Source organism: Pseudocitrobacter cyperus (assembly GCF_039889165.1).
Lineage (GTDB): Bacteria > Pseudomonadota > Gammaproteobacteria > Enterobacterales > Enterobacteriaceae > Pseudocitrobacter > Pseudocitrobacter cyperus.
In genome coordinates, this window is the sequence record NZ_JAYMYY010000002.1 from 1 (window position 1) to 19,957 (window position 19,957).

19 protein-coding genes are annotated in these 19,957 nt (G+C 53.5%); 8 read left to right on the forward strand and 11 right to left on the reverse strand.

Annotated features, from left to right (window positions below):
- Positions 1-120: 120 nt before the first annotated feature.
- Positions 121-684, reverse strand: a complete 564-nt coding sequence (gene gmhB / locus VSR74_RS08825; RefSeq protein ID WP_347794386.1) for a D-glycero-beta-D-manno-heptose 1,7-bisphosphate 7-phosphatase — start codon at positions 682-684, stop codon at positions 121-123.
- Between the two features lie 189 nt (positions 685-873).
- On the opposite strand from gmhB, the gene metN reads away from it, so the two are divergent.
- From metN to proS, 6 genes are all read left to right on the forward strand, one after another.
- Entirely contained in the window at positions 874-1,905 is a 1,032-nt protein-coding gene (gene metN, locus VSR74_RS08830; protein WP_347794387.1) for a methionine ABC transporter ATP-binding protein MetN, read from the forward strand.
- A complete protein-coding gene (locus VSR74_RS08835; protein ID WP_015965818.1) occupies positions 1,898-2,551 on the forward strand; it encodes a methionine ABC transporter permease MetI in 654 nt (217 codons plus the stop codon). Before metN ends, VSR74_RS08835 begins: the two co-directional genes overlap by 8 nt.
- A 241-nt stretch (positions 2,552-2,792) precedes the next feature.
- Complete coding sequence (metQ, locus tag VSR74_RS08840; RefSeq protein ID WP_347794388.1) at positions 2,793-3,608, forward strand: methionine ABC transporter substrate-binding lipoprotein MetQ; 816 nt, start codon at positions 2,793-2,795, stop codon at positions 3,606-3,608.
- Positions 3,609-3,716: 108 nt separating this feature from the next.
- The gene (rcsF, locus tag VSR74_RS08845; RefSeq protein ID WP_347794389.1) at positions 3,717-4,121 is read left to right on the forward strand and encodes an Rcs stress response system protein RcsF; all 405 of its coding nucleotides are present in this window, start codon (positions 3,717-3,719) and stop codon (positions 4,119-4,121) included.
- Positions 4,118-4,825, forward strand: coding sequence for a tRNA (N6-threonylcarbamoyladenosine(37)-N6)-methyltransferase TrmO (gene tsaA / locus VSR74_RS08850; protein ID WP_347794390.1), 708 nt, complete (start codon positions 4,118-4,120; stop codon positions 4,823-4,825). The genes rcsF and tsaA overlap by 4 nt, the downstream gene beginning before the upstream one ends.
- A gap of 110 nt (positions 4,826-4,935) precedes the next feature.
- Complete coding sequence (gene proS, locus VSR74_RS08855; RefSeq protein ID WP_347794391.1) at positions 4,936-6,654, forward strand: proline--tRNA ligase; 1,719 nt, start codon at positions 4,936-4,938, stop codon at positions 6,652-6,654.
- Between the two features lie 74 nt (positions 6,655-6,728).
- Here the strand turns inward: proS and nlpE are convergent, their stop codons facing one another.
- Genes nlpE through VSR74_RS08870 form a run of 3 tightly spaced genes read right to left on the reverse strand, consistent with a single transcriptional unit; the run spans position 6,729 to position 8,420 of the window.
- Positions 6,729-7,427, reverse strand: a complete 699-nt coding sequence (gene nlpE, locus VSR74_RS08860; protein WP_411914243.1) for an envelope stress response activation lipoprotein NlpE — start codon at positions 7,425-7,427, stop codon at positions 6,729-6,731.
- Positions 7,428-7,464: 37 nt separating this feature from the next.
- Entirely contained in the window at positions 7,465-7,878 is a 414-nt protein-coding gene (gene arfB, locus VSR74_RS08865) for an alternative ribosome rescue aminoacyl-tRNA hydrolase ArfB (RefSeq protein ID WP_015965824.1), read from the reverse strand.
- Complete coding sequence (locus VSR74_RS08870; RefSeq protein WP_347794393.1) at positions 7,875-8,420, reverse strand: YaeQ family protein; 546 nt, start codon at positions 8,418-8,420, stop codon at positions 7,875-7,877. Before VSR74_RS08870 ends, arfB begins: the two co-directional genes overlap by 4 nt.
- 194 nt (positions 8,421-8,614) lie before the next feature.
- Between VSR74_RS08870 and VSR74_RS08875 the strand changes: the two genes are divergently transcribed.
- Together VSR74_RS08875 and rof are read left to right on the forward strand one after the other, a co-directional pair.
- Entirely contained in the window at positions 8,615-8,815 is a 201-nt protein-coding gene (locus VSR74_RS08875) for a YaeP family protein (RefSeq protein WP_015965826.1), read from the forward strand.
- Positions 8,802-9,062: a Rho-binding antiterminator gene (gene rof / locus VSR74_RS08880; RefSeq protein WP_347794394.1), complete on the forward strand. Its 261-nt coding sequence runs from the start codon at positions 8,802-8,804 to the stop codon at positions 9,060-9,062. The genes VSR74_RS08875 and rof overlap by 14 nt, the downstream gene beginning before the upstream one ends.
- Positions 9,063-9,078: 16 nt before the next feature.
- On the opposite strand, the gene tilS is transcribed toward rof, so the two are convergent.
- From tilS to dnaE, 7 genes are all read right to left on the reverse strand, one after another.
- A complete protein-coding gene (gene tilS, locus VSR74_RS08885) occupies positions 9,079-10,365 on the reverse strand; it encodes a tRNA lysidine(34) synthetase TilS (RefSeq protein ID WP_347794395.1) in 1,287 nt (428 codons plus the stop codon).
- 62 nt (positions 10,366-10,427) lie between these two features.
- Entirely contained in the window at positions 10,428-10,817 is a 390-nt protein-coding gene (locus tag VSR74_RS08890) for a VOC family protein (protein WP_347794396.1), read from the reverse strand.
- Positions 10,818-10,862: 45 nt separating this feature from the next.
- On the reverse strand, positions 10,863-13,016 hold the full coding sequence (locus tag VSR74_RS08895) for a lysine decarboxylase LdcC (protein ID WP_347794397.1): 2,154 nt from the start codon (positions 13,014-13,016) through the stop codon (positions 10,863-10,865).
- 82 nt (positions 13,017-13,098) lie between these two features.
- On the reverse strand, positions 13,099-14,868 hold the full coding sequence (locus VSR74_RS08900; RefSeq protein WP_347794398.1) for a glycoside hydrolase family 19 protein: 1,770 nt from the start codon (positions 14,866-14,868) through the stop codon (positions 13,099-13,101).
- Positions 14,869-15,066: 198 nt separating this feature from the next.
- The gene (locus VSR74_RS08905) at positions 15,067-15,321 is read right to left on the reverse strand and encodes a DUF4282 domain-containing protein (RefSeq protein ID WP_347794399.1); all 255 of its coding nucleotides are present in this window, start codon (positions 15,319-15,321) and stop codon (positions 15,067-15,069) included.
- A 175-nt stretch (positions 15,322-15,496) separates the two neighbouring features.
- Entirely contained in the window at positions 15,497-16,456 is a 960-nt protein-coding gene (accA, locus tag VSR74_RS08910) for an acetyl-CoA carboxylase carboxyl transferase subunit alpha (protein ID WP_347794400.1), read from the reverse strand.
- Between the two features lie 12 nt (positions 16,457-16,468).
- Positions 16,469-19,951 (reverse strand): DNA polymerase III subunit alpha, encoded by a 3,483-nt coding sequence (dnaE, locus tag VSR74_RS08915; protein WP_347794401.1) that lies wholly within the window; start codon positions 19,949-19,951, stop codon positions 16,469-16,471.
- Between the last annotated feature and the right edge of the window lie 6 nt (positions 19,952-19,957).

Sequence of the window (19,957 nt, forward strand, 5' to 3'; positions counted from 1 at the left end):
CTCTGTAGGCCGCAATAGAAAAATGACAGAAAAATGACTGACTGCTGCATTCCACAGCAACACCCCACTTTATACCCACTTGCCCACAGAGTTATCCACAATTAGCCATTTAAACAGGGTTTAGTTATGCGGCTTAACGAGCGTGGGCAGGTCTGCAAGGCTGTTAATCACGATATCTGCCGCCTGTTCCGCTTCCTCTGTTACCGGCTTGCCGGTGCGAACCAGAACCTTCGTGCCGACACTGGCTGCCGCAGCGGCCTGCATGTCTTCCAGTTTATCGCCCACCATATAAGAAGAAGCCATATCAATGTGCAGATACTCCTGGGCGGATTTCAACATTCCCGGATGCGGTTTACGGCAATCACACACCTGGCGATACTCTTCTACCGTCCCCTGCGGGTGATGCGGGCAATAATAGATGCCATCCAGGTCAACACCGCGATCGGCCAGCGACCAGTCCATCCACTCGGTCAGGGTTTCAAACTGCGCTTCGGTAAATTTGCCACGCGCAATTCCGGACTGGTTAGTCACCAGCACCAGCGCGTAGCCCATTTCCTTTAATTTACGCATGGCATCGATCACGCCATCGATAAATTCGAAATCGTCTATTTCATGGACGTAGCCATGATCGACATTAATCGTGCCATCACGATCGAGAAAAATAGCGGGTACAGACTTTGCCACCGTGTTGCTCCTGAATAAGGCATGTGACGTTAGTATCTCATGTTTCGACGGGCAATAAAGTGCTGATCGTACAAAGCCGGATTGATTTAGACGTCTGGATGCCTTAACATCCGTTCAGTTGACGGCTATCGACCGTTTCTGGCAGAAGAAAATGCCACGGCAAACCCATAAGCGATAATAAATAGTCTAATGATTAAACTTTCGAATATTACCAAAGTGTTCCAGCAGGGAAACCGCACCATACAGGCGTTGAACAACGTTAGCCTGCATGTTCCTGCCGGGCAGATTTACGGCGTCATTGGCGCATCCGGCGCGGGTAAAAGTACGCTGATTCGATGCGTGAACCTGCTTGAGCGCCCAACCCAGGGAAGCGTTGAAGTAGGCGGCCAGGAGCTGACCGCGCTTTCTGAAGGTGAGCTGACCAAAGCACGCCGTCAAATTGGCATGATTTTCCAGCACTTTAACCTGCTCTCCTCCCGTACCGTTTTTGGTAACGTGGCATTACCGCTGGAGCTGGACAACACCTCTAAAGAGGAAGTGAAACGTCGCGTCACCGAGTTGCTGGATCTGGTCGGTCTTGGCGACAAACATGACAGCTACCCGGCAAATCTCTCCGGCGGCCAGAAACAGCGCGTCGCGATTGCCCGCGCACTGGCAAGCAATCCGAAAGTGTTGCTGTGCGATGAAGCCACCAGCGCGCTTGACCCGGCGACCACCCGCTCGATTCTCGAACTGCTGAAAGACATTAACCGCCGTCTGGGGCTGACTATCCTGCTCATCACCCACGAAATGGATGTGGTGAAGCGCATCTGCGATTGCGTGGCCGTCATCAGCAACGGTGAGCTGATTGAACAGGATACGGTAAGCGAAGTATTCTCCCATCCGAAAACCCCGCTGGCACAACAGTTTATTCAGTCTACGCTGCATCTGGACATTCCGGATGACTATCAGGCCCGCCTGAAAGTCGAACCGTTCGCTGACAGCGTGCCGATGCTGCGCCTGGAGTTCACTGGCCAGTCCGTGGATGCGCCGCTGCTCTCAGAAACCGCGCGTCGCTTCAACGTCAACAACAACATTATTAGCGCCCAGATGGATTACGCCGGCGGCGTGAAGTTCGGCATCATGCTGACCGAAATGCACGGCGAACAAAACGATACACAAGCCGCCATTGCCTGGCTGCAACAACACCATGTAAAAGTAGAGGTACTGGGTTATGTCTGAGCCAATGATGTGGTTACTGGCGCGTGGCGTCTGGGAAACGCTGGCGATGACCTTTGTGTCCGGCTTTTTCGGTTTTGTGATTGGCTTACCGGCGGGCGTGCTGCTGTACGTCACCCGTCCGGGGCAAATTATTGAGAACGCAAAGCTCTACCGCATTTTGTCGGCGCTGGTAAACATCTTCCGTTCTATTCCTTTTATTATCTTGCTGGTGTGGATGATTCCGTTCACCCGCGTGATCGTCGGTACGTCAATTGGTTTGCAGGCCGCTATTGTTCCGCTGACCGTTGGTGCTGCGCCGTTTATCGCCCGTATGGTTGAAAACGCCCTGCTGGAAATCCCGACCGGGTTGATTGAGGCTTCTCGCGCAATGGGCGCCACGCCGATGCAGATCGTGCGCAAAGTCCTGCTGCCGGAAGCGCTGCCGGGCCTGGTGAATGCCGCCACCATCACCTTGATCACGCTGGTTGGTTATTCTGCGATGGGCGGTGCCGTCGGCGCAGGCGGCCTGGGTCAGATTGGCTACCAGTACGGGTATATCGGCTATAACGCAACGGTAATGAATACAGTGCTGGTATTACTGGTCGTTCTGGTTTATTTAATTCAGCTATCTGGCGATCGCATCGTTCGGACTGTAACTCATAAATAACGTAATATACTCAAAATCATTCGAGTTGCTTCAAGGCGGCAAGAGAGTGAATCCCCAGGAGCGTACATAAGTACGTGACTGGGGTGAGCGACAAATCTGTCAGGAACAGGTTTGAACACCGCAAAGCGGTGGCCCGTAAGGGCGAGGCTCATGGATGAGCCGAGTAATCCGCAGCCAACACAGAAGCAAGTTGAAGGATGAAGAGTATAGACAACACAACTCGAAGAATTAAGGAAATAACATGGCGTTTAAGTTTAAAACTTTTGCGGCGGTCGGCGCTCTGATCGGTACTCTGGCACTGGCGGGTTGCGGTCAGGATGAGAAAGATCCCAACCACATCAAAGTCGGCGTGATTGTCGGCGCAGAACAGCAGGTTGCTGAAGTTGCTCAGAAAGTGGCGAAAGAAAAATACGGCCTGGACGTAGAACTGGTGACCTTCAATGACTACGTGCTGCCTAACGAAGCGCTGAGTAAAGGCGACATCGATGCTAACGCCTTCCAGCATAAACCTTATCTTGATCAGCAGATCAAAGACCGCGGCTACAAACTGGTATCCGTAGGTAACACCTTCGTTTACCCGATCGCGGGCTACTCGAAAAAAATCAAATCGCTGGATGAGCTGCAACCAGGTTCTCAGGTTGCCGTTCCTAACGACCCAACCAACCTTGGCCGTTCCCTGCTGCTGCTGCAGAAAGTGGGTCTGATCAAACTGAAAGACGGTATTGGTCTGCTGCCAACCGTTCTGGATGTCACCGAGAACCCGAAAAACCTGAAGATTGTTGAACTGGAAGCGCCGCAATTGCCGCGTTCTCTGGACGACGCACAAATCGCGCTGGCGGTAATCAACACCACTTACGCCAGCCAGATTGGCCTGACCCCGGCGAAAGACGGCATCTTTGTTGAAGACAAAGACTCTCCGTACGTTAACCTGATCGTGACTCGCGAAGATAACAAGGACGCGGAAAATGTGAAGAAATTCGTTGAGGCTTACCAGTCTGACGAAGTGTACGAAGCTGCTAACAAAGTCTTCAACGGTGGCGCGGTAAAAGGCTGGTAAGTTACCCCCATTAAGCACTATCTTTCAGGACGGGCTCATGCCCGTCTTGTCATTTCTGCAAGCACCTGATTCAATAAGCGCAGGTCTACCATAAATTGAGGATATATTATGCGTGCTTTACCGATCTGTTTATTAGCACTGATGTTAGGCGGCTGTTCGATGCTAAACAGATCACCCGTTGAACCTGTTCAAAGCACTGCGTCTACGCCTAAAACGGAAACCGTAAAACCAAAACCTGTCCGCGCTACCCCGGTCAGGATCTACACCAAGGCTGAAGATTTGGTCGGTAAACCTTTCCGTGATTTAGGTGAAGTCTCCGGCGATTCCTGCCAGGCGACAAATCAGGACTCTCCGCCAAACATCCCTACCGCTCGCAAACGTATGCAGATCAACGCCTCTAAAATGAAAGCGAATGCAGTTCTGCTACATAGCTGCGAAGTCACCAGTGGTACACCAGGCTGCTACCGTCAGGCCGTCTGCATTGGATCGGCGCTTAACGTTTCGGCAAAATGAGCACCTTTCAGTTTGAGCAAATAGGCGTTATTCGCTCACCGTATAAAGAGAAGTTTGCCGTTCCACGCCAGCCAGGTCTTGTGAAAAGCGGTGGCGGTGAACTTCACTTAATAGCACCTTATAACCAGGCGGATGCCGTTCGCGGCCTGGAAGGTTTCAGCCATTTATGGGTGTTGTTCGTTTTCCACCAGACGATGGAAGGCGGTTGGCGCCCAACGGTTCGCCCTCCTCGCCTGGGCGGCAATACCCGCATGGGCGTTTTCGCCACGCGTTCAACTTTTCGCCCAAACCCTATTGGGATGTCGCTGGTTGAACTACGCGGGATCCGCACGCAGAAAGACCAGGTGATTCTGGAACTGGGTAGCCTGGATTTAGTCGATGGCACACCGGTAGTCGATATCAAACCCTATCTGCCCTTTGCTGAAGCACTGCCGCATGCAAACGCCAGCTATGCGCAAGATGCGCCACAGGCCGCCGTCGATATCACATTTACGCCGGATGTACAGCAGCAGCTTTTGCATCTGGAGAAACGCTACCCGCGTTTACAACAGTTTATCCGTGAAGTGCTGGCACAAGACCCACGTCCGGCCTACCGTAAAAATGAAGAAGAGGGAAAAACTTACGCTGTCTGGCTGCTTGATTTCAACGTGCGCTGGCGCGTAACGTCTGCTGGCTTTGAAGTCTTTGTGCTGGAAGCCAGGTAATTTCGCCGCGCTCTCTTTTGACATCCCTTTCACGCTGGTAAACTAAATCACTTTTTTTGCATCAGGCTCTCGTTGAGCCTGTTCGATTGTCCAACTGGAATCGTAACAACATGCGTACTAGCCAATACCTGCTCTCCACTCTCAAGGAGACACCTGCCGACGCCGAGGTAATCAGTCACCAACTGATGCTGCGCGCCGGGATGATCCGCAAGCTGGCCTCCGGGTTATACACCTGGCTGCCGACCGGCGTGCGCGTCCTGAAAAAAGTCGAAAACATCGTGCGTGAAGAGATGAACAACGCCGGTGCTATCGAGGTGTTGATGCCGGTAGTTCAGCCATCTGAACTGTGGCAAGAGAGTGGTCGCTGGGAACAGTACGGCCCGGAACTGCTGCGTATCGCCGACCGTGGCGAGCGTCCGTTCGTACTCGGCCCTACTCACGAAGAAGTTATTACCGACCTGATTCGTAATGAACTGAGTTCTTACAAACAGCTCCCGCTGAACTTCTACCAGATCCAGACAAAATTCCGTGACGAAGTTCGCCCGCGTTTCGGCGTAATGCGTTCCCGTGAGTTCCTGATGAAAGATGCTTACTCTTTCCACACTTCTCAGGAATCCCTGCAGGAAACTTACGATGCCATGTACGCCGCCTACAGCAAAATCTTCAGCCGTATGGGTCTGGATTTCCGTGCCGTACAAGCTGACACCGGTTCTATCGGCGGTAACGCATCCCATGAATTCCAGGTGCTGGCGCAAAGCGGCGAAGATGACGTGATCTTCTCTGACTCTTCCGATTACGCGGCTAACATCGAATTTGCTGAAGCCGTGGCGCCGAAAGAGCCTCGCGCCGCAGCGACTCAGGAGATGACGCTGGTTGATACGCCGAATGCGAAAACTATCGCCGAGCTGGTTGAACAGTTTAATCTGCCTGTCGAAAAAACCGTCAAAACGCTGCTGGTGAAAGCCGCAGAAGGCAGCAAATCTCCACTGGTTGCTCTGCTGGTACGCGGTGACCACGAACTGAACGAAGTCAAAGCTGAAAAACTGGCGCAGGTTGCCAGCCCGCTGACCTTCGCCACCGAAGAAGAAATTCGCTCTGTGGTGAAAGCAGGCCCGGGTTCGCTGGGCCCGGTAAACATGCCGATTCCGATGGTTATCGACCGTACCGTTGCTGTAATGAGCGATTTCGGTGCTGGCGCCAACATCGACGGTAAGCACTACTTCGGTATCAACTGGGATCGCGATGTCGCAACACCAGAAGTGGCGGATATCCGTAACGTCGTTGCCGGCGACCCAAGCCCGGACGGCAAAGGTACCCTGCTGATTAAACGCGGTATCGAAGTCGGCCATATCTTCCAGTTGGGTACCAAGTACTCTGAAGCGATGAAAGCGTCTGTACAAGGTGAAGATGGTCGTAACCAGACCCTGACCATGGGCTGCTATGGCATTGGGGTAACTCGCGTTGTTGCTGCCGCAATCGAACAGAACTTTGATGACCGTGGGATCCTGTGGCCAGAAGCTATCGCACCGTTCCAGGTGGCGATTCTGCCGATGAACATGCACAAATCTTACCGCGTGCAGGAACTGGCTGAAAAACTGTACGCTGAGCTGCGTGCGCAGGGTATCGAAGTGCTGATGGACGACCGTAAAGAGCGTCCGGGCGTGATGTTCGCAGATATGGAGCTGATTGGTATTCCGCATACCATCGTTCTGGGCGACCGTAACCTCGACAATGATGATATCGAATACAAATATCGTCGTAGCGGCGAGAAGCAACTGATTAAAACCGGCGATATCGTCGATTACCTGGTGAAAGCTATCAAAGGCTAAGTTGGGTTATGATGTGAAAAAGCCTCGCGATTGCGAGGCTTTTTTTGTCTGGTTTACCCGTCCTGCACTCCGGATCAGTAACAATCTTTCCCCGGAATAAACTTCGTATTGCTGTCCGGTTGTAACGTTTTCACCATCTCGCCGGTGTCCGGGTTAGCTTCCAGGGTGAAATGCCCTTCCACCACCAGCAGTACAGGCTTCGTTTCCGTGCCGCGCGCAACCGCATAATCACGCTCTAACTGCGCATTGCTGGCCACCGCCATCTTCTTGCCTGTGGCGCAATCGGTGAAGATTGCCGCATCCGCCATGTAGAAATACATCCCGCGCATCGCCATTGGCGTTGTCGGCAGGCTCGCCTTCACCGGTGCCAGCGTGTAGTTAAGCGTGGACTCAATCGGGTTACCTTCCTGGTCGAGCATCTCCAGGTTATCCCCCTTCACCCGATACCAGGACTTCTCACCTTTACTGTCGGTTAACACCAGCTTCCCGGCGGTACGCGCCCAGGTACCGTAGCTGGCGAACGACGACGGCTCTTTCGTCACGCCCTGATAGCGCTCATTCATTACCCAGGTGCCGTCTTCGGCGAGGAACAGCGAGGTTTCGATCCCTTCGCAATCGGCGCAAGGCAAAATACCACGCCAGCTTTGCTGCATCGGTTTCAATTCAGCCATTTGTGCCGGGGACAGCGTTTCCACTTCCGCACGATTGTTACACCCAAACAGTGCAAACAGCATACCGGCGGCAGCTATCGTCAATATTGCTTTTTTCACCATCAATTCCCTCTTTGATTTCTTATTACGTCCGCAGTCGTTAGTAGTTCACCTTGCCACGCAATGTTTTTACATTCGATTTTTGCGCTTTGGCATTCAGCCTGCGTTCTTTGGACGCGCGCGTTGGCCGGGTTGCACGCCGACTTTTCTGTTCTGCCGTTAATTCCTTAATGACAGCCACCAGCCGCGCAATGGCCGCTTCGCGGTTCATCTCCTGACTGCGATACTCCTGCGCTTTAATGATAAACACACCGTCGGCAGAAATTAAGTGGTGACTGGCTGCCAGCAGCTTCTCTTTATAATAGTCCGGCAGGCTGGAAGCGCGGATATCGAAACGCAAATGGATAGCCGTCGAGGCCTTATTGACGTGCTGGCCCCCCGCCCCCTGCGCCCGGATGGCGGTAATGGTTATCTCTTCATCCGGGATACTGACCGCCCGTGAGAGAACAATCATGCCGGTTGCTGCCACGGCGTAAAATGAATTTCCAGATTATTCTGAGCATCCGATAACCAAATCGCGCCTTCCTGTAACGTCGCCTGCAGCGTCATGGTGCGAGAGGCAAAGGCGCTGAGCTTCGCCAGTTGCTCATCATCCAGGTACCAGATGCTCAGTTTGTCGAATGATGCCAGTTTGCTCTGGTTTTGTTGCCACCAGATTTCAGCCGCACGGCTGTTATAGGTGAACAACGCCACTTCCTTCGCCAGGCTGCACGCTTTCTTGATGCGGCGCTCGTCCGGCAGGCCGAGTTCAATCCACAGATCGATGCCCAGATGGTCGTTACGTAGCCAGATTTCCGGCTCATCATCGGCGCTCAGGCCACGGGTGAACTGGAGACGCTCATCGGCATATTTAATCCACGCCAGCAGGCGCAGCATCATGCGTTCCTGCGTTTCGGACGGATGCTGCGCCAGCGTCAGGGACGCATCGAGGAACTGGCTGCGGTCGATGTCGGCCACATTGACCACCGCCTTGTAAATTGTCGCTTTCAGTGCCATATATTAGCTCCTGTAAAAATGGCGCTCATTGTAACGAAATCAACGGTAAAAGGCTGTCGGGATTTACAGGGGCCGACATTCATCCTGCTGATAATGCTTAAATGAGTATGATATAGTCACCTTGCTAAACAGAGTTTATCTTCGTAGGCTTAACTTGCATCCACGGTTGAGTCAGAACGCTGACAGGAGGGCATGTGGACAATTATTGTGAGTTGATTCGTCAACGCTATGCGGAAATTGCCAGCGGAGATTTAGGGTACATCCCGGATGCGCTGGGCTGTGTACTGAAAGTATTAAACGAAGTTGCGGCGGATAGCGCCCTTTCAGAGTCGATCAGGGAAAAAGCGGCCTATGCGGCAGCAAACTTACTGGTGAGCGATTATGTCAATGAATGAGATCTATCAACCTATCAATTGTGACGACTATGACAATCTCGAGCTCGCCTGCCAGCATCACCTTGTGCTGACGCTGGAACTGAAAGACGGCGAAGTGCTGCAGGCGAAAGCCAACGACCTGCTCTCGCGTAAAAACGTCGAGTACCTGGTGGTTGAAACCGGTGGAGAGAGCCGCGAAGTGCGCCTCGACCGCATCGCAAGCTTCAGCCATCCGCAAATCGGCACCGTCGTGGTGAGCGAATCCTGAGTGAACAACGGGCAGCTTAGCTGCCCGTTTTTTCCCATTCCAGCCGTAAACCCGCACCTGGCGTAACCGCCCCTTCCTGTGTAATAAATCGCCCCGCCGCCGCAATAAGAATATCGTTATAAAACAGCAGCGGCGTGGTGTCGCGCAGCCACGGCGGCACCCCCAGTTCCTGCCAGATTTTCTTCAGCTTGCGGCCACCATTGCGACCAACAATGTGCAGCGTACCAGAAGCTTTAAAGCGAATAGAGACTGTTTCATTTTCATGGGGCGGGCGGATATCACCACCGCTCACTACAGACAAGCTTCCGAAGGATAACGTCAGAGGTCGGGTAATATCAGGCCAGTAGATCGGTGAATCCCCCGGTGAAACCAGCGTTTTTACCCACCAGAGTCGCTGCTGGTAACGACGAATCTCATACTCTCCGTGACGCAGACACGGTGATGCATCTTCGCGCGCCAGAGCAACCTCCTGCCAGATACGCGCCAGCATATCGCGCGAAGGCATCGCGGCATGATGAGACGCCAGCCAGCGGCGCAACAGCGCGGCACGGCGCGGCTCGCTCATCGATTGCATTGGCCCTAATTCCAGCGCCCCTTCCGGCGTCATCAGATTTGCCAGTTCATCGGCGAGCAGTTCATCCAGCAGTTGTTCCTGCTCGCCACACAGCGCTGCGCTGCGCGCTGTCGCCTGTGCAAAATGGGGCCAGCGTTCAGTTAACAGCGGCACGACGCGCAAACGGAGAAAATTACGGTCATAGGCATCATCCTGGTTACTCTCATCTTCTATCCATGAAAGATGATGATTTTTCGCCCACGCTAACAGAGAGGCTCGTGTCTCATTAAGCAGCGGGCGAACCAGGAAACCATCGGCAAACGGCATGCGGGCAGGCATTGACGACAGCCCCGCAGGGCCACTGCCACGCTTGAGAGCCAGCAGGAAGGTTTCACACTGATCGTCCAGATGCTGTGCCGTGACCAATGCCTCTCCTGCCCGTAAGGCGTCACTGAATACCTGATAACGAGCCTGACGCGCATGGGCTTCGATGCCAAGACCATTTTGCGCCAGCTTTACGTATTCCACCTGCAAAGGGACATTCCACGCTTCGCATTGCTGTCGGCAGTGCTCCACCCACGCATCCGCATGAGTACTTAACCCATGATGGATATGAATTGCCCGCAGTGCGACCGAAGGCTCTCTCTGCCGCCAGCAAACCAGTTGGTGCAGTAATACCGTGGAATCCAGGCCACCGCTAAAAGCCACCAGAAACTGGCGCTGTGGAGAAAGGGAGGAAATCGTCGTCATGATGTTGTCATTAGGGAGGCTAAGCCCGGCACGTTACCGGGCAAGGCTTACGCTTGCAAGGACTACTGCTGGTATAGTTCCAGCGGCAGGCCATCCGGGTCGTTGAAGAAAGTGAAGCGCTTATCGGTAAACGGATCAACACGAACGGCTTCACAGGCTACTCCGTGCGCTTCCAGATGAGCAATCGCCGTATCAAGAGAGTCAACGCTAAAGGCCAGATGCCGCAGGCCGCAGGCTTCCGGGCGGCTTGGACGCGCAGGCGGAAACGGGAACGAAAACAGCTCAATCACATACTGCCCATTCAGCGCCAGATCGCCCTTCCAGGAGTCACGCTCTTCACGGTAAAACTCACTCTGTAAGGTAAAGCCCAGAATATCGCAGTAAAAGGCCTTACTCTTCGCATAATCAGACGCAATAATGGCAATATGGTGAACCTGTTTTAAACCCAGCATTCTTATTCTCCTTTATCGTTTTCAGCACATTACCTTTGCCCGGGCTTAACGCGCAACCCCTTCGCCACTTTTTAAGACTCGAACCCGGTAAACACCGTTCTCATCACGCTTCGCGCCGTGAATATCCGTCTCGAAGCCAGGATAGTGACGCCCTACAGAACACAACATCAGCAGGAAATCGAGCACCGAGCGACTCTCTTCGGTGATCATCTCCCCCGGCATCAGCAGCGGTACGCCCGGCGGATAGGGGAGGATCATATTCGCGGAGATACGCCCCACCACTTCTTCCAGCGCCACCGTTTCTACCTCGCCTTTGATCTGTTGCTGCCACGCCTGATGCGGCGTCATTTTCATCTCTGGCAGTACATCGAACGCGCGTAGCATTAACCGCGGCAGATCGTGCTGGCGGATCAGTTTGTGGATCCCTTGCGCCAGATCCTGAATACGCATATTGCGGTAGAAATCCGGATCTTCTGCATAGAGATCCGGCAGCATGTTTTTCACCCGTAAATTAAGATCATAGGCGCGCTTGAACTCCGTCAGGCCACGCAGCAGGCCCATCGCACGGGTTTTATCGATGCCGATACTGAAGAGGAACAGCAGGTTGTAAGGCCCGGTTTTCTCCACCACCACGCCGTGCTCATCGAGATATTTCGCCACCAGCGCCGCAGGAATACCTTCATCGCTCATGTTGCCCTGCTCATCCATACCCGGCGTCAGGATGGTCACTTTGACCGGATCGAGAAACATATGATCGTTATCAGCATCGGTAAATCCGTGCCAGTCGGCTCCCGGCGAGACGGGCCAGCATTCAGCTTCGTCGATCTCTTCCGGCTGCCAGATATCGAAGAACCAGCTATCTGACTCTTCCCGCAGCCGCTGTACCTCTTTACGAAAATGGAGTGCGCGCTCCACCGAGCGATTAATCAGACGTTTGCCCGGATTGCCGCGCAGCATCGCCGCCGCCGTCTCAATCGAAGCGACAATCGGATAGCTTGGCGACGTAGAAGTGTGCATCATAAAGGCTTCGTTGAAGGTATCTTCATCGTAGTCGCCCTTGATATGAATCAGCGAGGCCTGCGACAACGCCGCCAACATTTTGTGTGTTGACTGAGTTTCGAAGAACACTTTACCCGGAACGCGATCGCCGCTCATACCGCTTTTGCCCTGATAAATCGGGTGGAAGTGGGTATAGGGCACCCACGCCGAGTCAAAGTGAATCGACGGTACGTCCAGCGTGTGCTTGATCCAGTTGGTGTTATACAGCAGGCCATCATAGGTGGAGTTGGTGATCACCGCATGCACCGGCCATTGTGCGTTGGCAGTAGAGTCGACTTTTTGTTGCAGGCTATCGCGGGTAAATTCCCGGCGTGGAATACCGCCTAAAATCCCCAGCGCATTGCGGGTCGGCTTTAGCCACAGCGGCACCACATCGCTCATCATCAGCAGGTGTGCGAGCGACTTATGGCAGTTACGGTCAATCAGCAGCGTACTCCCCGCGGGCGCAGCGTACATACCAACAATTTTATTCGAGGTAGAAGTACCGTTTGTCACCATATAACTCTGCTCAGCGCCAAACGTGCGGGCAATATACTCTTCGGCTTCCAGATGCGGGCCGGTGTGATCCAGCAGCGACCCCAGCTCAGTGACGGAAATAGAGACATCGGCCTTCAGGGTATTGGCACCGAAGAAATCATAAAACAGGCAGCCAATCGGGCTTTTTTGATACGCCGTTCCCGCCATATGGCCTGGCGTACAGAAGGTGTACTTGCCTTCGTTAACGTAGGTAAACAGCGCCCTGGTAAACGGTGGGGTGATGTTATCCAGATACTCATCGGTGTACTGGCGAATGCGGGTGGCGATATCGCCAGACTGTCCCAGCGCATACTCAAAGAACCACAACGCCATACGCAAATCATGAACGCTGACATCCATCGTCGAGTGCGTATTGATAAAAGCATACAGCGGGAGATATTCGTTTAACTGATTAATATCGCTGCACAACTCGACGTTATATTCGTCCCAGTCAAAAATGACGCCACAGATACGCGGGTTATGTTCAATAAATTTCAGCAGATCCGCGCTGTTCTGCGGCCAGATAATTTTGAAGCCTTGCGCCAGCAGCGCGCCTTCCAGCTCTTTTATCGGCTCATCTTTGTAGTAGACGCCGTGCGGCCCCATTATGGCGATTATATTCATGCGCTCCTCCTGGCTAATCCCTGAGGTAAGCATAGTAACAATCACGCCAGTGCTATGCACTGGCGTATTGTCCACATCAATATTAAAGGGCGTTCCACGCATCCTGCCACGCAAGACCGGCACCTGGCTCGTAGTAGGCCGGCGCAACATTACACCATGCGCCTACCGGTAGCGGTTTACACTGATACAGCGCACCGTGGTTATTGACGATATCGCCCGCATTCCATTTCTGGCTGCTGCTCCAGGAAGGATAAGTGACAGTGCCGCCCTTACCTTCATCAGCCGTTGCTTTCGCTTTCACGTTCAGCGTGTAGCTGGTCGTGCTGGATAAAGAGCCATCGCTCACCGTCAGGCTAATCACGTACTGCGCGTCACGATCGCTTTGCGGCGCATTGAAATTAATCACCGCGCGATCCTGACCACTGACGGTCTGACCATTCTGCGCCATCCACTTATAGCTCAGCTTATCGCCATTGGCGTCCGTGGAGCCTTCCGCGCTCAGGGAAACCTGGCTGCCAGCGGCTACCGCACCAACCGGCCCGGCGATGTGGGCAACTGGCGCCACGTTGGTGACCGGAGCAGGCTGATTGTCCGGAGTTTTATCCTCTGCCGGAGTCGTCTCTCCCTTGTCATCCACAATGTTGACATTGAAGTAGTGCTGTACGCATTTGGTGTAATCGCCCTCTTTAAATGCGGTATACGGCGTCTGATAGCCTACCAGTTGGCAGGAATACGTCTTACCGTCAGCCGTATCGTTGCTCCATCCCCAATCCTGTTCCCAGTAGATTGGCAGAGCGCCCGCGCCGCCTTCGTCGAACTGCTTCATCTTCTTACAGCCCAGCACTTCATCTGCCGGAACCGGCACCTTCAGATATTTCGCGAACTCTTTGTAGTAAGCGATGCGGTTCAGAGACTGCGCATTTTCTTCTGCGCCGCCGCACTCTACGCCGCCGTTGATGATCTGAATGGTCACGCCAAAACCGGTCACCAGGCCATTGGCCTTATCACGGTCATTCGGCTGCCAGGTGCCGTCGATAACGTGCAGCATAGAAGGCTTCGGCGGCTGTGGGTAAACAAAGAAGAATACCGCGCTGGCCAGGTTCATCCAGGTATCCGCGACCAGTTCAGGCTTATCGAGCAACGTGCGAACGTCGCCGTACATCGCCTCCGAGAAGGGGCCATAGTTATAGTTATAAGAGAGCTGTTTTGCCCCGCGGCCAAAGTAGCTCAGGAAGTCGCCGTCTTTGTCCTTGCCACAAGGCCAGGTCTGTCCCTGCCAGACGTTCGGGTTACACTCGCCGTTATAGCCATTCTTCTGGCCCTCCACCCAGCCAACTTCACGCAGATAAACCAGCGCCTGACGCCATTCAGGAATATCACGCCAGCTTTCATGTCCGCCCGTCTCCTGGGCAAAGTGAGCAAACATGGTCGCCAGGGTTTTACGACAGATAGCATCGCTGTCGCGACCATCGGTATAGGTACCGCAAACTGCCGGGAACTTGCCAATTGCTTTCAAAAAGTTGGTATAGGTATATTCCGGAGCGCGCATCGGGAAAAGATAATCCCAGTCGCTCTCTTTCAGCATGCTTTCAACACGTTTAACGTTAGCCGGGTTAGCTGCGCGACCCGGCGCGATAAGTTCAACTTCGCTGTTAGGCAGCGTCGCAATTGACGTTTTCACTGCGTTCATTAAAGGGAAGCTGGTCAGCGCTTTCTCTTTTGCCGCTAATTCGCTCGCTTTGATTGTCATTGGCTCACTGCTGCTCAGCAGTGATGCAGCCTGCGCGCCAGATACACTTAATAATACCCCGGCCGCTACCGCGCTTAACGCCATCGTTTTCCGTAATGCCATCGTGATTCTCCTTGAATTTCGTTAATTTTCTATCCAGGCCAGGTGCCTGACAGTAATGGCAGTTTTACGGGAGACAGTTCGAAAACGTTAATCATCAATGCTCATCGCGACATCATTTTCTTACCGGCGGATATCAACGAAAAAAAAGAGCTGAATCATCAGCCCTTTTGAGAAAGTAGATGAGGAAAATCCTCGAGCTTACTCTGCGGAGGTTTCCTGCGTATTTTCAGCAATGCGACGCAAATACTCGTTATTTTTGAACGCCACCATAATCAATTCGAAGGTCATGCGGCAACTAATCAGGCCAAAAATCGTACAGAAAAAATAGTAGACCAGGCTTACGGTAAACATGACATACAAACCGCCAACCAAAATAACGAGCATGGAAATCCAGTAAAAAAAGACCAGTACGCTCGGCATTAACAGACGATCGAATCCCAAAATCGTTTTCATCTTTCTCATCCTTAGAAAAAATCAATAACCACAAATAAAGTGGGTATATTATAACCTCAGGATTCGGGAAAAACAGCGCCACAGCGGGCTGGAAAAAGTCCAGATTGATACAAACTGGCCATTATGAAGATCAAAAAAAGGCCACATTACGTGGCCTTTTCAGAAAATGATTCGATTATGCGTAGCCGTAGCTCATCAGACGCTGATAGCGACGGTTTTTGAGGTCGTCTTTGCTCAGCACTTCAAGGTCAGCCAGGTCTGCCAGCAGTTGCGCTTTCAGTGAGGCCGCCATCGCTTCCGGGTTACGATGCGCGCCGCCCAGCGGTTCCGGAATGATAGAATCAATCAGTTTCAACTCTTTCAGACGCGGGGCAATGATACCCATCGCTTCTGCGGCCAGCGGGGCTTTATCCGCGCTTTTCCACAGAATAGAGGCACAACCTTCCGGAGAGATAACGGAATAGGTGCTGTACTGCAGCATATTCACTTTATCACCCACGCCAATCGCCAGCGCGCCACCGGAGCCACCTTCACCAATAACGGTGCAGATAACCGGCACGCTCAGACGTGACATTTCACGCAGGTTACGCGCAATCGCTTCAGACTGACCGCGTTCTTCCGCACCCACACCAGGGTATGCACCCGGGGTGTCGATGAAGGTGATGATCGGCATGTTAAAGCGTTCAGCCATCTCCATCAGACGCAGGGCTTTACGGTAACCTTCTGGTGCTGGCATACCAAAGTTGCGACGGATTTTCTCTTTGGTTTCACGGCCTTTCTGATGACCAATGATCATCACCGGACGTCCATCCAGACGCGCGATACCGCCGACGATAGCTTTATCGTCAGCATAAGCACGGTCGCCGGCCAGTTCGTCAAATTCATCAAACGCCAGGCGGACATAATCCAGGGTGTACGGGCGCTGTGGATGGCGCGCCAGTTGGGCTACCTGCCATGCGCCGAGATCGGCAAAGATTTTGCGCGTCAGCTCTACGCTTTTTTCACGCAGACGATGCACTTCTTCGTCGATGTTAATATCCAGTTTCTCATCCTGACGGCTAACCGCAGTCAGAGAATCGATTTTCGCTTCCAGCTCTGCGATCGGCTGTTCAAAATCAAGGAAATTCAGACTCATAGTATTCCTGTATTAGTCAAACTCCAGTTCCACCTGCTCCGAACCAATGAGGCCACGTAGATCGTTAAGTAAACGATCGCTCGGAGAGACACGCCACGTTGCACCGAAACGCAACCGCGCACGTGCATCCGCCCTCTGATAGTAGAGATGTACTGGAATTGTCCCCGAGCGGTGGGGTTCCAGAGACTGACGGAGTCGGTTTAAAAGCTGGTCATCAATTTGCCTGTCCGTCAGCGAGATAGCAAGCCCGCGAGCATATTTTTCCCGGGCTTCGTCAATATCCATGACTTCTCGGGCGGTCATTTTAAGCCCACCGCTGAAGTCATCAAAGCTGACCTGTCCGCTGACGATAAGTATGCGGTCTTTTTCCAGCAATTGCTGGTATTTATCCAGCGCGTCGGTGAACAACATCACCTCCAGCCGCCCGGAACGGTCATCCAGCGTACAGATGCCGATACGATTGCCGCGCTTGGTGACCATAACCCTTGCAGCAATCACGAGCCCCGCAGCCGTGGTGACTTTACCACGATCTGTCGGATGCATGTCTTTTAGCCTGTAGCCTCCGACATAGCGCTCAATTTCTTTTAAATACTGGTTGATCGGGTGGCCCGTCAGGTACAGACCTAACGTTTCCCGTTCACCATCCAGCACCACCTGCTCCGGCCACGGCTGGCAGTTGGCGTAGGATTGTTCAATCTGTTCCGGCTCTTCCGCCAGCACGCCAAACATATCGGCCTGCCCGATGGCTTCCGCCTTCGCGTGTTGATCCGCCGCTTTCAGCGCATCGCCAAGCGAGTTCATCAACGCCGCGCGGTGCGGGCCAAGCCGGTCGAACGCGCCGGACATGATCAGTTTTTCCAGCACGCGACGGTTCAGTTTTTTGGTATCAGTGCGCGCGCAGAGGTCGAACAGTTCGCGGAAATAGCCGCCGTTGTTACGCGCTTCGATGATAGCCTCAATTGGCCCTTCACCGACGCCCTTAATCGCGCCGATACCATACACGATTTCCCCGTCATCATTAACGTGGAAATGATATAAACCGGAGTTAATATCTGGCGGCAGAATTTTCAGCCCCATACGCCAGCACTCATCCACCAGCCCGACCACCTTCTCGGTGTTGTCCATATCCGCGGTCATTACCGCCGCCATAAACTCAGCCGGGTAGTGTGCTTTCAGCCACAGCGTCTGGTAAGAGACCAACGCATAGGCGGCGGAGTGCGATTTGTTAAACCCGTAACCGGCGAATTTCTCCACCAGGTCAAAGATTTTCATCGCCAGTTCGCCGTCAACGCCGCGTTTTTTGGCGCCTTCTTCAAACGCGCCGCGCTGTTTGGCCATCTCTTCCGGCTTTTTCTTACCCATTGCGCGACGCAGCATATCTGCACCGCCGAGGGTATAGCCGGAAAGCTCCTGGGCAATCTGCATAACCTGTTCCTGGTACAGGATGATGCCGTAGGTCGGCTCCAGTACCGGTTTCAGGCATTCGTGCTGCCACTGAACGTCCGGATAAGAGATCTCTTCGCGACCATGCTTACGGTCGATAAAGTTATCTACCATCCCCGATTGCAACGGGCCCGGGCGGAACAGGGCCACCAGGGCTATCATATCTTCGAAGCAGTCAGGCTGCAGGCGTTTAATCAGGTCTTTCATGCCGCGCGATTCAAGCTGGAATACCGCTGTGGTTTCCGAGCGTTGCAGCATGTCGAAACTTTTCTTGTCATCAAGCGGAATAGCCGCGATATCCAGCGGCGGCTCGCCCTGTTTTTCACGCCGGGCGTTGATCATCTCCAGCGCCCAGTTGATGATGGTGAGCGTTCTCAGGCCAAGGAAGTCGAACTTCACCAGGCCTGCGTATTCAACATCGCTTTTATCAAACTGAGTTACCGGGTGCTGACCCGCTTCATCACAGTAAAGTGGCGCAAAATCGGTGATTTTGGTGGGTGAGATAACGACCCCACCCGCGTGCTTACCGGCGTTACGGGTGACACCTTCCAGCTTGCGCGCCATATCAATAAGCGCTTTAACTTCTTCGTCTGCTTCGTAGATTTCCGGTAGCTGAGGTTCTGCTTCAAACGCTTTTGCCAGCGTCATTCCCGGATCGGGCGGCACCAGTTTGGAGATGCGATCCACAAAGCCATACGGATGACCCAACACGCGGCCGACGTCGCGGATAACCGCTTTCGCCGCCATGGTACCGAAGGTGATGATCTGCGAGACCGCGTCGCGGCCATACATTTCTGCTACGTGATCGATAACCCGGTCGCGTTTCTCCATACAGAAGTCAACGTCGAAGTCAGGCATGGATACACGTTCAGGGTTAAGGAAACGTTCGAACAGCAGATCAAATTCCAGCGGATCGAGGTCGGTTATCTTCAGCGCATACGCCACCAGCGAACCCGCACCGGAACCACGGCCAGGGCCGACGGGCACGCCGTTATCTTTCGACCACTGGATAAACTCCATAACGATCAGGAAGTAGCCGGGGAAGCCCATCTGGTTGATAACTTTAAGTTCAGTCTCCAGACGTTCGTCATACGGCGGACGGCGCTCCTGACGCACCGCTTCATCCGGGAACAGGAATGCCAGACGTTCTTCCAGCCCTTCGCGGGATTTAGCCACCAGGAAGTCTTCGGTGCTCATATCTCCGGTGGGGAACTGCGGCAGGAAGTATTCGCCCAAACGCACCGTAACGTTACAGCGCTTGGCAATTTCTACCGTGTTCTCCAGCGCTTCCGGGAGGTCGGCAAACAGTTCGCACATCTCCTCCTCAGTGCGCATGTATTGCTGCGGCGAATAGTTACGCGGGCGTTTCGGGTCATCAAGGGTAAAACCATCATGGATGGCAACGCGAATTTCATGTGCATCAAAGTCGCCCGTTTCAAGGAAACGAACGTCGTTGGTTGCGACGACAGGTAAGCCACGGGTTTCAGCCAGTTCAACGGCAGCGTGCAAATAACTCTCTTCGTCCGGACGACCGGTACGAATTAATTCCAGAAAATAGCTGTTCGGGAAGTGTTCTTCATAGAACGAGACGCACTCTTCTACCAACGGCATGTTCCCGCGCAGCAGACAGCGACCGACATCGCCCATCCGGCCGCCGGAAAGGAGGATTAACCCCTCTTTCACCTCCGCCAGCCAGTCGCGGTCAATCCACGGGCCTGCGGCACCGTAGCCACGTTGATAGGCACGCGAAATCAGCAGCGTCAGATTCTGATAGCCGACGTTGTTAGCCGCCAGTACGGTAAGCTGCGTCATCTCATCGCCGAGCAGATCGCACTGCACGTGGAAATCCGCGCCGACGATCGGTTTGATCCCCGCGCCATGGCCTGCGCCGTAGAACTTCACCAGACCACAGAGGTTAGTAAAATCGGTGATCGCCAGAGCTGGCTGGCCTAATGCCGCCGCTTTTTTTACCAGCGGCGCCGTTTTCGCCAGGCCATCGATCATGGAGTAGTCACTGTGCACCCGAAGGTGTACGAAACGTGGTTCAGCCATTGTTAG